Genomic DNA, 14,472 nt, shown 5'->3' on the forward strand with positions numbered 1-14,472 from the left:
TCGCGAGTCGCCAGATCAGGGCAGTCGATCATTGCCGCTGCCGGGCAACCTTAAGACTGAGCGCCGACGACCCTGGCAAGTGTTGCCGATTTGTTATATTCATGGCGATATGCCCTGCTGAGCGATCATGCAGGCAGGAGCAGACGTGTAGCTAGTGAGCAACTCGCCCCTCGGACACAGGTTAGCCCTACGGGGCGGGCGGATGGTCGTAGAGACCATCCGTTTTTTGCGTTATAGAGTAGTTCCAGGCTGGTCTCCTCGTGCAACCCCTGCGACCGGGCCGGGCTCGCGCTGGTCGGCGGTGGCTCGGGATCTGCCAGTGAGCCGCTGGCACGCTCGGCGAACATCGATCTCACTTAGTGCTGAGTACTCGGCTCAAGTACAGGCGGACGCTGACCGCCACGCGCGGGCCAGTCGGGGTGTGGCGTTAAGCGGTCCAAGGCTGAGGGGCGCAGCCTGGGTCAGGCGCTGATCATCGTCACCACGCCGGACGCCACGATCAGGCCGACGATCGCTCGGTCGAACACTGTGCGCGGGACGCGGCCGATGAGGCGGCCGCCGAGGATGTTTCCGGCTAGGGCGGCTGCGACCAGGATCGGCAGTCGGGAGCCCAGGTTGGTGGTGTCGAACTGGCCTGCGGTGACCAGGAGCAGCAGGGACAGGCAGTTGGTCACCACGAAATAGCCTGCGAGGTCGCCGACGAAGGTTCTTGGGGGGACTTTTGCCGAGGCCAGCAGGACGGCTGGTGGTGCGCCGTTCAAGGAAGTGGTGGTGGAGAGGTAGCCGCCTAGTAGACCGGCGAGGGCTTGCTTCGTGGTGGTTGCGGGGTGGGGTTCGGCAGTCGGGCGGAGCAGCAGGCGCAGGCCGGAGAGTACGACCACGGTGCCTGCCAGGATGCGGAGGGCGTGGGGCGGCAGCAGGTGCAGCGTGAGTGCGCCGGCGGCGGCACCGGGGAGGCTTGCGGCGCCTAGAACTGCTACGCGGCGCCAGGCGATGTGGGCTCGTTCGCGGTGGAGCACTGCGAGCCTGGTGATCATGGTGGCGATCAGGTTGATCACGACCACTTGCGGCAGCGGGAATCCGATGAGCAGCAGCAGGGGAGTGCCGACCAGGGACGCGCCGAATCCCGTCAGGCCGCCGATGAAGCCTGCGAAGGCGATGGCCAGTGCGCCGAGGATCATGGGGTTGCCTGGCGGGTGGAGGGGAGAGGTGCGCGGGGGTCGGCAGGTGGTGACGTTGCTTGGTAAGTGGAGGAGGGAATCCCGCGCTGTCGGGGAGGGGGCGTCGTGGCGAGGCGCGGGACGGTGCCTGGTGGGGGAAGGAGACGCGCAGGCGGGGTTGCGGCAGCGTGGTGAGGATCGGGAGATGCGGTCTGGTTGGTGAGGGTCACGTGACCACCGCTTGTCCGACCAAAGCCAGGGACAGTACGGCGAGGATGCCGAGCACGATCCGGCGGGCGTCGCCGCGGGCGTGGCCGTACAGCCAGGTTCCGGCGGCGACTCCGGCCAGAGCGATGGGGAGGAAGAGGGCGGTTTGCAGGAGGACGTCGCCCGTGAGCAGGCCGCCGGTGGCGGCGGTGGCGACGGTCATCGAGTCGGCGGCCAGGAAGAAGACGACCAGGCTTGCGCGGTTCACTGCCATCGGCAGCGGGGACGCCAGGTACATCAGGACTACTGGCGGGCCGCCCATTCCGCAGGCGCCGTTCAGGACTCCGAAGGCGGTTCCCATGCCTGCGCAGGCGGCGCGGCCGGGCATGCGCCGGGTTTGGTGGCTGAAAGCCAGGGCCAGCGCGGAGAGTCCGACTACCAGTCCGACGGTCAGTCTTGTCGCGCGTTCGGGCAGCGCTGCCAGGAACCAGATGCCGGTCGGCAGTCCGAGGAGCGCACCGGTCAGGAGCCAGCGGACGGACGGGCGGTGGGCGTCGGGCCAGGACTTCGGCAGCAGGGTCACGCTGGAGGCTACTTCCAGCAGGAGCGTGCTCGGGACCACCGCGGGCGGCGGGAGCACCAGGCACAGGCAGCTCACCCAGACCAAAGACGCGCCGAAGCCGGAGTAGCCGCGGATCAGGCCGCCGGCCAGCAGGGCGGCGACGGCGAAGGCCATCGCTGCCGGGGGCAGCTGCCAGAAGGTCATCGGTGCGCTGGGGGAGCGGGGACCCTGGGCGGGTGCGGCATCTGACCTCCACGACGCGGGCGGATCGGTTTACCTTGCGGGACGTCTGGTCGCGGCGGTAGGTCCAGAATCGTGGCATCGCTAGGTGCCAGCTGGACGGGCTGGGCTGACCTCGGCGAGGAGTGACCGGCTCGTCGGCGGTCTGGGGAACCTGGGTGCGGGCCAGTCGCGTGCCGAGCACGGGGGTGACGAGTGGCCGCGAACGACTCGTGCGCGGGCCGGATTCCCGCGTGGTCGCGGGAACCCGGGTGCGGTCCAGCCGGGCGAAGGATCTGCTCGGGAACCGGCAGACCGGACGCCCGGCTGGACAGACCGGATCAGGGCGAAGCGACCCCGGCCTCGCCCCGCGAAGCGTCCTTCTCCGCGGTCGCCGCGGGACCGGCCGGACGGCGTTTCCGGACCTGGTACGCGATCAGGATCAGCACCAGGGTCACCGCGCTCAGCCAGAACTGCGAGCGGGTCGACGGGAGGAACGCCATGGCCAGAATGACCGCCGCCATCAGGGCGATTGTCGCGTAGCTCAGCCACGGGAAGAGCCACATTTTCAGCGAGAGTGCGCCCGGATCGGTGTTCTGCAGGCGTTTCCGCAGCCGGACCTGGGCCAGGGCGATGGCCAGGTACACGAACAGCGCGACCGCGCCGTAGGAGTTCACCAGGAACTGGAAGATCAGGTTCGGCGAGGTGTAGGCCGCGATAACGGAGACGTACCCGATAACCGTCCCGGCGATGATGGCTCGGCGGGGGACGCCGCTGCGGGACAGTTTCGTGAACATCTTCGGGGCGTCGCCGTTGCGGGTCAGGGCGAACAGCATCCGCGACGACGTGTACAGGGCCGAGTTCAGGCAGGAGAGCACCGCTGTCAGGACGATGGCGTTCATGATCGTCGCGACGGCGGGGATGCCCAGGACGTCCAGGACCGCGGCGTAGGGGCTGACGGCGGTGTCGGGGGCGTTCCAGGCCTTCACCGCGACCACCACGAAGACCGAGCCGACGTAGAACAGTACGACGCGGAACACGATGGAGCGCATGGCTTTCGCGATCGCGCGGCGCGGTTCGGCGGATTCGGCGGCGGCGATGGTGACGATCTCCGCGCCGGTGTAGAAGCCGACGCAGGGGACTACTGCGGCTAGCACCGCGCCGATGCCCATGGGGGCGAAGCCGCCGTGGGAGACCAAATTGCTGACGCCTCCGTGGGAACCGGGCCAGACGCCGAACAGGTACAGGGCGCCGACCACCAGGAACACCAGGATCGCGATGACCTTGATGGAGGAGAACCAGTACTCGAATTCGCCGTAGGACCGCGCGGAGACCAGGTTCGTGAGAGTCAGCAGCAGGAGCAATCCCAGACTGAGCACCCACAGGGGCACGCTCGGCAGCCACAGCTGCAGGATCCGGCCGCCCGCCACCGCTTCGACGGCGACCACGATCACGAAGAAGTACCAGTACATCCAGCCGACGGTGAAGCCCGCCCGGTTGCCCATCGCCTCCCTGGCGTACACGTAGAACGAGCCGAGCGCGGGCCGCGCGACGGTCATTTCGGCCAGCATCCGCATGATGAGCACGGTGATCAGGCCGGCGATGAAGAACGAGACCACCGCCGCGGGCCCGGCCGACTGGATGACCACGCCGCTTCCGACGAACAGGCCGGCGCCGATCACGCCGCCCAGTGCGATCAGATTCATGTGGCGTTGCTTGAGGCCCGGTTTGAGACCGCTCTGGGCGGCTGTTTCCGGTGCAGAACCCACGTCTCCTCCTTCCGGCGGCGCCGGGGGACCTCGATGTCCCCGCGCCGACTGCCGCCGCGATGTCGCTGAGAGCTGCTGTGTGGTTCCCGTCACCGTAGGAAGGAACAGGTCCCTCCGCGAGAGCCAGATGCTAGCGATGCTCCGGTACCAGAACGACCCGATTCCGGACAGCAGGACGGGCGCCGGGCACCTTTGGAACAAAGAGGTACCCAGCGCCCGTCCCGGCTATCCGTCAGGGCTGGATCGCCTTCTCCACGTCGGTGAGCATGCCGTCGACGCCGTGCAGGAGCTCGTCCAGCACGTCCGTGTCGGCCACCAGCGGCGGCGAGATCATGAGCATGGTCGCGCCCCGGTCGTCGCCGCGGAGGATGACCCCGGTGCGGCGGAACGACTCCGGCAGGACCTCCCGCAGAACCGTCAACGACTCCTCGTTGGTCAGCTCGCGGCCGCCGTCGCGGTCGGCCATCAGCTCGATCGCGTAGAAGAAACCGGTGCCCCGGACGTCCTTGACGCACCGGTGCGCGTCCTTCAGCGACTCCAACGCCGCGTGCAGCTTCGGGCCCTCCTCCAACACGTGCTCGGGCACCTTCTCGTCGCGCATCGCGCTGATGTTGGCGACCGCGATGGCCGTCGACACCGGGTGGCCGCCCCAGGTCGCGCCGTGGGTGAAGACGCCGCCCTTCGGGGAGTCGTACAGCTCGGTGACCAGCTGCTCGCGCACGATCACGCCGCCGAGCGGGGCGTAGCCCGAGGTGGAGCCCTTGGCGAAGGTGATCAGGTCCGGTACGACGCCGGTCAGGCCGTGGCCGAAGAAGTGGCCGAGGCGGCCGAACGAGCAGATGACCTCGTCCGACACCAGCAGGATGCCGTACTTGTCGCACAGCGCCCGCAGCGCCGGCCAGTAGCCCTCCGGCGGGACCAGCGCGCCCCGGCCGTTCTGGACCGGCTCGGCGAAGACCGCGGCGACCGTCTCGGGGCCTTCCTCGAGGATGACCGCCTCGATGGCGCGGACGCAGTCCAGCTGGTCGGCCGGGCCGCAGTCGCCGGTGAGGCCGAGGGTGTTCGGGACGTGCCGGATGCCCGGCAGCAGCGGGCCGAACGGCTCCTTGATCTTGGGCAGGCCGGTGACCGACAGCGCGCCCATTGTCGTTCCGTGGTAAGCCATTTCGCGGCTGATGATCTTCGTCCGCTCCGGGGCGCCCTGGCTGCGGTGGTACTGCCGGACGAACTTCAGCGCGGTCTCGACCGCCTCCGAACCGGAGTTCACGAAGAACGTGGTGCCGAGGTCGCCGGGGGCGAGGTCGGCGATGATCCGGGCGGCCTCGATCGACGGCGGGTGCGCCGAGCCCCAGTTGCTGGCGTAGGCGAGGGTGCCGACCTGCTCGGCCGCGGCCTTGGCGATGTCCGCGCGGCCGTGGCCCATGTTGACGCAGAACAGCCCGGCGAGACCGTCGAGGTGGCGGCGGCCCTCGGTGTCGATGAGATAGCTGCCCTCGCCGCGGACGAACACCGGGAATTCGCTTTGCCAGGTGTCCTTGCGCGTGAAGTGCGGCCCGAGGTGTCGGCGGGCAGTGGCCCGCAGCTCCGTGACGTTCACCTGGCGACCTCCTGTGTGTGCGAGAACGGGAATGTGTCGACGATCGCAATCTTTCTGGTCCACGCCCAGAGCCAGAAAGAGGCCGATCACTAGTGCCAGATCCGGTGTCCGGACGCGAAAAACCGGCCGGGCGCGAAGGCCCGGCCGGTTCAGCTGTTCGCGAAGCGGGGGATTACACGTAGTCCTGGTACTTCTCCAGGAACCGCACCGGCTTCGACAGGGCGTCGCGGCGGAACGGGTCGCCCAGCTCGCGGGTGCACATGACCTCGATGACCGTCGTGCGGCCCTCGTTCATCTGCGCGTCCACGGCCTTCTGCAGCGCCGGGCCGACGTCCTCGAGCTTGTCCACGACGATGCCGTCCGCGCCCATCGCCTGCGCGATCCCGGCGAAGCTCTCGCTTTCCAGTTCGCCTGCCACGAAACGGCGGTCGTAGAAGTCGACCTGGTTCTTCTTCTCCGCGCCCCACTGGCGGTTGTGGAACACGACGGCGGTGACCGGGATGTCGTGCCGCACCGCGGTCATGACCTCGCCCATGCTCATGCCCCACGCGCCGTCACCGGCGTACGCGATCGCCGGGCGGTCCATCGCGGCTGCCTTCGCGCCGATGATGGTCGGCAGGGCGTAACCGCAGTTGCCGAAGGACATCGGCGCGAAGAACGACCGCGGCTCCTCGAAGCGCAGATAGCTGTGCGCGACCGAGTTGATGTTGCCGATGTCGGTGGACACCATCACCCGCGCGGGCATGGCCTTCTCCAGTTCGCGCAGGACCTGGCGCGGGTGCAGCCAGTTGCCCTCCTCGCCCTCCTGCTCGGCGATCATGTCGAGGGAGTACGGGTCCTTCTCGTGGGTCCACTCGGTGAGTTCTTCCTCCCACGCGTCCTTCTCGGCCTTGATGCGCCCGGCGCGTTCGTCGCGGGTGGCGTCGCTGGCGAGGGTGCGGTCGACGAGGCGCTCGGTCAGCGCGGCGGCGGCGGCCTTCGCGTCGCCGCAGATGCCGACGGTGATCTTCTTGACCAGGCCGAGCATCTTGTGGTCGGCGTCGATCTGGATGATCTTCGCGTCCTTGGGCCAGTAGTCCATGCCGTGCTGCGGCAGGGTGCCGAACGGGCCGAGCCGGGTGCCGAGCGCGATCACCACGTCCGCCTGTGAGATCAGCTTCATCGCGGCCTTGGAGCCCTGGTAGCCGAGCGGGCCGCACCACTGCGGGTGGCTGGCCGGGAAGCTGTCGTTGTGCTGGTAGCTGTTGACGACCGGCGCGCCGAGGCGTTCGGCGAGCGCCTGGCACTCCTCGACGCCGTCGGACATGACGACGCCGCCGCCGGAGATGATGACCGGGAACTCCGCGGTGGCCAGCAGTTCGGCGGCCTGGGCGAGGGTCCTCTCGCCGCCGGGGCCGCGGTCGAGCCGCTGCGGTTCCGGGATCTCGGTCTCGATCTCGCCGTAGAAGTAGTCGCGCGGGATGTTCAGCTGGGTCGGGCCGAGTTCCGCGTGCGCCCGGTCGAAGGCCCGCGCGGTGTACTCGGCCATCCGCTTCGGGTTGTTGACGTGCGCCTGGTACTTGGTGAATTCCTGGAACATCGGCAGCTGGTTGGCCTCCTGGAAGCCGCCGAGGCCGGAGCCCATCGTGCCCGCCTCGGGCGTGATCATCACGACCGGGCTGTGCGCCCAGAACGCCGCCGCGATCGCGGTGACGCAGTTGCTGATGCCGGGGCCGTTCTGCCCGATGACCACGCCGTGGCGTCCGCTCACCCGGGCGTAGCCGTCGGCCATGTGCGCGGCGCCCTGCTCGTGCACGACCGGGACGAGCCGGATGCCGGCCGGCGCGAAGATGTCCATCGCGTCCATGAACGCCGAGCCCATGATGCCGAAGATGTCGGTGACGCCGTTGGCCACCATCGTCTCGACGAAGGCCTCCGACGGGGTCATCTTCGCCGGCCCGCTGACGACGGTGCGGCCGTCGCCCGTCTTCCTCTCCGCCATGGTTGAACTCCTTCGACGCTGAAAGTCTTGGTTTTCGGTACGTGAGGTTCGTGAAAGCTGAACGCGATGGACGATAGGACGCCATGCGCGGGAGGTCAACCGGCAGTTGATGGAAAACGAGACAGGATGTGCTAGTTTTCGGAACGTGAGTGAGTTGCGGAAGACCAGCGCCGTGGAACTCGTGCGCGAGCCGGACGGCGCGGGCCTCGACGGAGACACCCCGACCATGCGGCTGTTCGCGCTGCTCGAGCTGATCGCGGCGAAGGACCAGCTGGTGACGCTGCAGGGCCTGGTCGAGGAGACCGGCCTGCCGAAGCCGACGCTGCACCGGATGCTGCAGCAGCTGGAAGGCGCGGGACTGCTCGTGCGCCAGGCCGACGGGCGGCATTACGGCACCGGCGACCGGCTGCGCCGCCTCGCGGAGAACCTGCTGCTCAACGCCACGCATCACGGCGCGCGCCGCGCGGTGCTCAACCACCTGGTCGACGAGCTGGGGGAGAGCTGCAACATCACCGCGCTGTCCGGCAGCGAGATCGTCTACCTCGACCGCGTCGAAACTCCTGAGCCATTGCGGTTCTACCTGCGGCCCGGTTCGCGCGTGCCGATCCACTGCTCGGCCAGCGGCAAGATCATCCTGTCCCAGATGAGCCCGGCGCAGCGGCGCAAGCTCCTGGCGCACGCTCCGCTCAAGCAGTACACCGCCAAGACCGTCACCGATCTCGACGCGCTGGAGGAGGAGTTCGCCCGCATCCGGCGCGACGGTTTCGCGCTGGACGACGAGGAATTCCTGCCCGGGCTCGTGTGCGTGGCGGTGCTGGTGCCCAGCCGCACCGGCCGGTCCAACCTGGCGGTGGCGGTGCAGGCCCCGGTCATGCGGCTCACCGCCGACAAGGCCTTGCAGGCGCTTCCCGCGTTGCAGCGGGCCGCCGAAGCGATCAAGGAGGTCGAGGCCGAGGGGTCGGCCGACGACGCCGACAGCATCCCGTCCTGACGGAGGTCCCCCGATGAACCCGTTGAGCGGCAACGGTCCCGACGCCCGGATCGCCGTGCGCGAGGCGTTCGGTCTTGATTCGTCCATGACAGTCCCGTGCTTTGCCGAACCCGACGAGCACGTGCCCGAGATCGATCCGGCGTACCGCTTCAACCCGGACGTGACGCTCGCGTTGCTGGCCGGGTTCGCGCACAACCGGCGCGTGCTCGTGCAGGGATTGCACGGCACCGGCAAGTCCACGCACGTCGAACAGGTCGCCGCGCGGCTGAATTGGCCTTGTCTGCGGGTGAATCTCGACGGCCATATCAGCCGCCTCGACCTCGTCGGCAAGGACGCGGTGGTGCTGCGCGAAGGCAAGCAGGTCACCGAATTCCGCGAGGGAATCCTGCCGTGGTCGCTGCGGCGGCCGACGGCGCTGATCCTCGACGAGTACGACGCGGGACGGCCGGACGTCATGTTCGTCATCCAGCGGCTGCTCGAACGGGACGGCAAATTCACCCTGATCGACAGCAACACCGTGCTGCGCCCGCATTCGGGTTTCCGGCTTTTCGCCACGGCCAACACCGTGGGGCTGGGCAATCTCAACGGGCTTTACCACGGCGTGCAGCGGCTCAACCACGCGCAAATCGACCGGTGGAACATCGTCGCGGCGCTGGATTATCTGGCCCCCGAAGAGGAAACCGCGATTGTGCGGGCGCGCGTGCCGGGCTTGTCCGCGCAGGTGATCGAGGCGATGGTGGCGGTCGCCGGGCTGACCCGCGAAGGGTTCCGGGCCGGTGATCTGTCGGCGCTGATGTCGCCGCGCACGGTCATCACGTGGGCGGAGAACTGCGAGATCTTCACCGACCCGGCGCTGGCGTTTCGGTTGACGTTCCTGAACAAATGCGACGAGGCCGAACGCCCGGTCGTCGCCGAGTACTTCCAGCGGTGCTTCGACCAGGAGCTGGCCGCGGCGTGAGCACGCCCGAGACGCGGCGGCGCCAGCAGGTCGAGGAGCTGTCCGCGGCGGCGATCCGGGCGGTCAGCGGGTCGCCGGACGCGCATTTCCGGGGCGGGCGCCTGCATCGCGGGACCCGTCCGGTGCCGATGCCCGCGCCGCATTTGCTGGCCGACGACGAAGATCTGCGGTCCTTTCGCGGCGCGGCGGACGGGATGGCGTTGCACCTGAGCCGGTCCGATCGGGCGCTGCACAAGCGGTTGCGGCCCGACGGCGGCGTCGAGCGGCTGCTGTTCGAGTTGCTGGAGCAGTTCCGGGTTGAGTCCTTGGTTCCGGCCGGTTTTCCCGGTGTCACAGCGAATGTGCGGCGGCGGCACGAACGCTGGTCGCTGTCGGCGCACCACAGTGGACTGACCGAGACGGCGCGCGGCGTGCTGATTTACACCGTCGCGCAGGTCGCGCGGGCTCGGATCACTGGCGAGCCGGTCGTGGAAGAGACTGAGGATCTGATCGAGGCGACTCGGGCGGCCATCGCGCCGATGCTTGGTGTGCAGTTGGCTGGGCTTCGGCGGCATCGCGCTGATCAGGCCGCGTTCGCCGAACACGCGCGGGCGCTGGCTGAAGCGGTCGCCGCGTTGCTGGAGCCGGAGAAGTCCGAAGAGGACGAGGACGAAGCGGAAGCCGCGGCGTACGCGCTGCTGCTGGATTTCGACGACGAAACCGGCAGCGAGGAAGGCGGTATCGCGGGCCTCGGCGACCACAAAGGACCGGTGGCGGCCGGGCAGTATCGGGTTTTCACCACCGCGTACGACCGCGAGGATCGGGCGGGACCGTTGGTGCGTCCGGAATTGCTGCGGGAGCTGCGCGAACGGCTCGACGCTCGGGTTGCGAAGCAGGGCGTCAACGTGGCTCGGCTCGCGCGGGAGCTCACCGCGGTGCTCGCTGAGCCGGAGCGGTCCGGGTGGGACGGCGCGCAGGAGGAAGGCCAGATCGACGGCCGTGCCCTCGCGCGGTTGATCGCGACGCCCGCGGACCATCGCGTGTTCCGGGTCGAGCGGACGGAACCGGTCGCGGACGTGCTGGTGACGTTCCTGATCGACTGCTCAGGTTCGATGAAGGCGCACCGGGAAACCGTTGCGGTGCTGGTTGATCTCTTCGCTCGCGCGCTCGATCTCGCCGGTTCCAGTTGCGAGATTCTCGGCTTCACCACGGGCGCCTGGCACGGCGGACGAGCGCGGCGGGACTGGATGCGCGCCGGACGGCCGAAACAGCCCGGGCGGCTCAACGAGCGTCGGCATCTGGTGTTCAAGGACGCTGCGACGCCGTGGCGGCGCGCTCGGCGGGACGTCGCGGCGTTGCTCAAAGCCGACCTGTTCCGCGAGGGTATCGACGGCGAGGCGTTGACGTGGGCGGCTGAACGGGCGCGGGCGTGCGAGGCGCGGCGGCGGCTGGTTTTCGTGCTGTCGGACGGAAGTCCGATGGACGGCGCGACCGTGCTGGCCAACGAGGAGCGTTACCTCGATCGCCATCTCGTGCGGGTGGCCGATGGGCTGGAGCGGAGCGAGACGGAGGTGTACGGCATCGGGGTCGGGCTGGATCTCAGTGCGTACTACCGCCGCAGCGTGGCGCTGGACGCCGCGGAAGGCACGGGGTTCCGTGCTTTCCGCGAGATCCTCGATCTGATGGCGCGTCGCTAGCCCGCCGGTTGCGCGACCGGCGAGACCGCGGCCGGTTCGTTGCGCTCCAAGGCGATCGGAGAGCGGCGCTTGCCCGGGGCGAGCAGGCTCCAGCCGAACACGATCACCATGTTGACGCCCATCGACACCAATCCGGTGTTGAGGCCGCCTAGCGTGACGCCGGTCGCGTAGAGGACGACCGCGGTGACCACGCCGACCACCATGCCGGTCGCGATGGCGGCGGTGCGGACCCGACGGGCGAACAGGATCGCCAGCCAGCCCGGCACGACCTGGGCGAGCAGGTTGTAGGTCAGGTTCAGCACGGTGAGCATGAGCGTCGAGGCGGTCAGCGTGAGCACTGCTGCGAGCACCAGGAACACCGCCACCGCCACGACCGTCCAACGCCGTTGTGCGGCGGGGCGGACGTTCGGGGCCAGGTTGCGGCTGACCATGCCGCCGATCGCCAATGCTGTCGCGGACAGCACCAGCACGCCGGACAAGGCGGCACCGGCGGCCACGAGGCCCAGAACCGGTTCCGGCAGAAGACCTTTTGCCGTCACCATGAAGACGGTGTTCGGATTCTTCAGGCCCGGGTGCTGTTTCAGCCCGTAGTAGGCGGCGAAGACGAGGAACGGATAGATCAGCATGTACAGCGGCATCCACACCGTCGAACTCTTCACCGCCCGTTCCGAACGCGCCGGGAACACGTACGCGCCGCCGAAACCGAGGTAGAAAACCACGCTCTGGAACAGGATCGTGGTCATCGCGAACCACAGGTCCTGGCCGCCCATCGTGGTTTGCGCCCTGGCCAGCGCCTCCGGTCCGGTCACCCCGGACGTCCCGCCCGCGGCCAGCACCGCGGCGAGCCCGACGAGCACGACGCCGAGCAGCATGAACGCGTCCTTGAGGATCGACACGAACGCGGGGGAGCGGATGCCGGACACGGCGATGTAGGCGAACGCGATGATCCCGGCCAGCAGGACGCACTGCACGGGCGTGAGTTTCAGCCCGAGGTTGCTCAGCACCACCTGCAGGCCGATGAACTGGTACTGGCCCCACGGAACGAGCGCGATCAGCATCGTGACGCAGGTGATCAGCTCCAGGGTCCGGCTGCCGTAGTGGCGGCCGAAGACGTCCGGGACGGTCATCGCGTCGTGCTTGCGCGCCGCGCGCCAGACCAGCGGGGCGAGGAAATAGCCCAGCGAATAAGCGAGCAGGATGTAGCCGAGGAACCAGATTCCGTAGCTCGCGCCGTGGGCGTAGATCCCGCTCGGGAAGCCGATCATCGTGCCGATGCTGTACACCTCGCCGACGGCCAGGAAGTACAGCAGCCACGGCGGGAACGAGCGGCCGCCGACCAGGAATTCGGAGATCCCGCCGCCGCGCGAGGAGCGGCCCGCCCAGAGCGCGAGCAGGATCGACAGTCCCATGACGACGGCGACAATGAGAATCAGCATTACTGGTCCTCCTTCGCCGCGGGCTTGTCGGCCGGGTAGTGCCGACGGTCGAAGAACCGCCAGCTGATCCACAGGCACAGGGTGGTCAGCGGGAAGCAGAGGAACATCCAGAAGAACACCAGCGGGAACCCGGCGACCGTCGCGGGCGAGCCCGCCACCAGCGGGATTCCGCCGAGGATCGCTACCGCGGGGAAACCGAGCCCGATGCACAGGCTCGGCCAGCTGCGGATCATCGGGCATCCCCCGTCGGGATCGGATCGCGTTGCCAGACCAGCTGGCCGCCGATCACCGTGGCGTCGACGGTCAGGTCCCGGATCCGGCTCGGGTCCACTGTGGTCGGATCCTCGGACAGCACGATGAGATCGGCGAGCTTGCCGATTTCGAGGCTGCCCTTGAGCTCTTCCTCGCCAGCCAGATAGGCGGCGTCGATCGTGTAGCCGCGCAGGGCGGCCTCGACGTCGATCGCCTGTTCCGGGCCTAGCAGCTGGCCGCTGCTGGTCTGCCGGGCGACGGCGCACCAGATGCCTTCCAGCGGCGGCACCGGCGTGACCGGGGTGTCGGAGTGGAGTCCGAAGTGGATTCCGCGCGAGCGGGCCGACGCGAGCGGGCTGATCCGGCGGGCGCGTTCCGGGCCGAGGAAAACGTCCCGATGCCGGTCGCCCCAGTAGTAGACGTGCTTGATGAAGAAGGACGCGGCGATGCCGTTTTCGGCCATCCGGTCGAGCTGGTCTTCGCGGGCGGTTTGGCAGTGTTCGATCCGATGCCGACGGCCGGTGCCTTCAGGCGCGCCGAGGCGGGCGTAACCGTCGATGATGGCGTCGATCGCCGCGTCGCCGTTGCCGTGCACGGCGACCTGCCAGCCCGCGGCGTCGAGCGCGGCGATGCGGCGGGACAGGTCGTCCGGTTCGAGCAGCATCATGCCGTGCTCGTCGGGGGCGCAGGTGTAGCCCTCGGCCAGGCAGCCGGTGCGGCCCTGGATCGAACCGTCCGCGACGATCTTGACGCCGTTCATGGTGAATCCGTCAGGATGGGACTTGTCCGGCGGTTCGGGAGTGCCTTCGGCGAGGCCGGGCAGGATGGTGTGGAAGAGGTAGCCGTGGATGCGGGTGTGCAGCTTTCCGGCGCGGGTCAGCATCCGGTACGCGGCGAATTCTTGCCCGCCGCCGATCAGGCCGACCCCGGTGTCGTGCACCGAAGTGACGCCGTTCCGCAGGTACTCGGCGTCGGCCAGCTGAAGTGCTTCGGCCAGTTCGTCGAGGCCTTGCGAGGGCATCGCTGAGTTGACGAGAAACGCCGCGGTCTCGATGAGGAGTCCGGTCGGTTCGCCGCGTTCGTCGCGGGCGATGACCCCGCCAGGCGGGTCGGGAGTGGCCGCGGTGATGCCGACGGCGTTCAGGGCGGCGGAATTCGCCACGCTGAAGTGGCCGGTCACGTGGGTGAGCAGGACCGGGTTGCGCGGCGAAGCCGGGTCCAGGTCGTGCCGGGTGGGATGCCGGTTGTCGGCTAGGAGCGTGTCGTCGTAACGGAAACCCTTGATCCATTCGCCGGGGCCGAAGTCGCGCGCCGCCTGCCGGACGCGGCCGGCGATGTCGCTGATCCGGTCGTTGGGCGGGCTTCCGGCGTCGACCGGGGCGGCCAGTGTCATGCCGAAGAACGACGGATGGTTGTGCGACTCCACGAAACCCGGGACGACGGTGCGCCCGGCCAGGTCGAGCACTGTCGTTCCGGGACCGGCGAGGGCGGCGATCGAGCGGTCGTCGCCGATTTCGGTGATCCGGCCGTCGCGGGCGGCGAGCGCGGACGCCCGCGTCCCGCCCCGGTCCAGGGTCAGCACCGTGCCCCCGAGCACCACCAGGTCGGGAGCCGGACGAGCGGATACAGCGGGTTCGCCCACGATGGGACCTCCTTGTCCACGT

At 68.8% G+C, this 14,472-nt stretch carries 11 protein-coding genes; 3 read left to right on the forward strand and 8 right to left on the reverse strand.

The window, feature by feature from the left end:
- Positions 1-461: 461 nt before the first annotated feature.
- From ACFORO_RS20050 to xsc, 5 genes are all read right to left on the reverse strand, one after another.
- Complete coding sequence (locus ACFORO_RS20050; RefSeq protein ID WP_377871680.1) at positions 462-1,181, reverse strand: sulfite exporter TauE/SafE family protein; 720 nt, start codon at positions 1,179-1,181, stop codon at positions 462-464.
- 205 nt (positions 1,182-1,386) lie between these two features.
- Positions 1,387-2,133 (reverse strand): sulfite exporter TauE/SafE family protein, encoded by a 747-nt coding sequence (locus ACFORO_RS20055; RefSeq protein ID WP_377871679.1) that lies wholly within the window; start codon positions 2,131-2,133, stop codon positions 1,387-1,389.
- A gap of 356 nt (positions 2,134-2,489) precedes the next feature.
- Positions 2,490-3,854: an amino acid permease gene (locus ACFORO_RS20060; protein WP_377871767.1), complete on the reverse strand. Its 1,365-nt coding sequence runs from the start codon at positions 3,852-3,854 to the stop codon at positions 2,490-2,492.
- Positions 3,855-4,149: 295 nt separating this feature from the next.
- The gene (locus ACFORO_RS20065; protein ID WP_354742105.1) at positions 4,150-5,514 is read right to left on the reverse strand and encodes an aspartate aminotransferase family protein; all 1,365 of its coding nucleotides are present in this window, start codon (positions 5,512-5,514) and stop codon (positions 4,150-4,152) included.
- Positions 5,515-5,686: 172 nt separating this feature from the next.
- On the reverse strand, positions 5,687-7,495 hold the full coding sequence (xsc, locus tag ACFORO_RS20070; RefSeq protein WP_377871678.1) for a sulfoacetaldehyde acetyltransferase: 1,809 nt from the start codon (positions 7,493-7,495) through the stop codon (positions 5,687-5,689).
- Positions 7,496-7,640: 145 nt separating this feature from the next.
- On the opposite strand from xsc, the gene ACFORO_RS20075 reads away from it, so the two are divergent.
- From ACFORO_RS20075 to ACFORO_RS20085, 3 genes are read left to right on the forward strand one after another with little or no spacing between them, the layout of a single operon-like run.
- Positions 7,641-8,486: an IclR family transcriptional regulator gene (locus tag ACFORO_RS20075; RefSeq protein WP_344273801.1), complete on the forward strand. Its 846-nt coding sequence runs from the start codon at positions 7,641-7,643 to the stop codon at positions 8,484-8,486.
- Between the two features lie 13 nt (positions 8,487-8,499).
- Positions 8,500-9,444, forward strand: a complete 945-nt coding sequence (locus ACFORO_RS20080; protein ID WP_377871676.1) for an AAA family ATPase — start codon at positions 8,500-8,502, stop codon at positions 9,442-9,444.
- Positions 9,441-11,120: a cobaltochelatase CobT-related protein gene (locus tag ACFORO_RS20085; protein WP_377871675.1), complete on the forward strand. Its 1,680-nt coding sequence runs from the start codon at positions 9,441-9,443 to the stop codon at positions 11,118-11,120. Before ACFORO_RS20080 ends, ACFORO_RS20085 begins: the two co-directional genes overlap by 4 nt.
- On the opposite strand, the gene ACFORO_RS20090 is transcribed toward ACFORO_RS20085, so the two are convergent.
- From ACFORO_RS20090 to ACFORO_RS20100, 3 genes are read right to left on the reverse strand one after another with little or no spacing between them, the layout of a single operon-like run.
- The gene (locus ACFORO_RS20090) at positions 11,117-12,556 is read right to left on the reverse strand and encodes a sodium:solute symporter family protein (protein WP_377871674.1); all 1,440 of its coding nucleotides are present in this window, start codon (positions 12,554-12,556) and stop codon (positions 11,117-11,119) included. The two genes, ACFORO_RS20085 and ACFORO_RS20090, sit on opposite strands and share 4 nt — an antisense overlap.
- Entirely contained in the window at positions 12,556-12,789 is a 234-nt protein-coding gene (locus ACFORO_RS20095; RefSeq protein ID WP_377871673.1) for a DUF3311 domain-containing protein, read from the reverse strand. The genes ACFORO_RS20090 and ACFORO_RS20095 overlap by 1 nt, the downstream gene beginning before the upstream one ends.
- Positions 12,786-14,450, reverse strand: coding sequence for an amidohydrolase (locus tag ACFORO_RS20100; protein WP_377871672.1), 1,665 nt, complete (start codon positions 14,448-14,450; stop codon positions 12,786-12,788). Before ACFORO_RS20100 ends, ACFORO_RS20095 begins: the two co-directional genes overlap by 4 nt.
- Positions 14,451-14,472: the final 22 nt, after the last annotated feature.

It is taken from the genome of Amycolatopsis halotolerans, from assembly GCF_042647905.1.
In the GTDB taxonomy this organism is placed as follows: Bacteria; Actinomycetota; Actinomycetes; order Mycobacteriales; family Pseudonocardiaceae; genus Amycolatopsis; species Amycolatopsis halotolerans.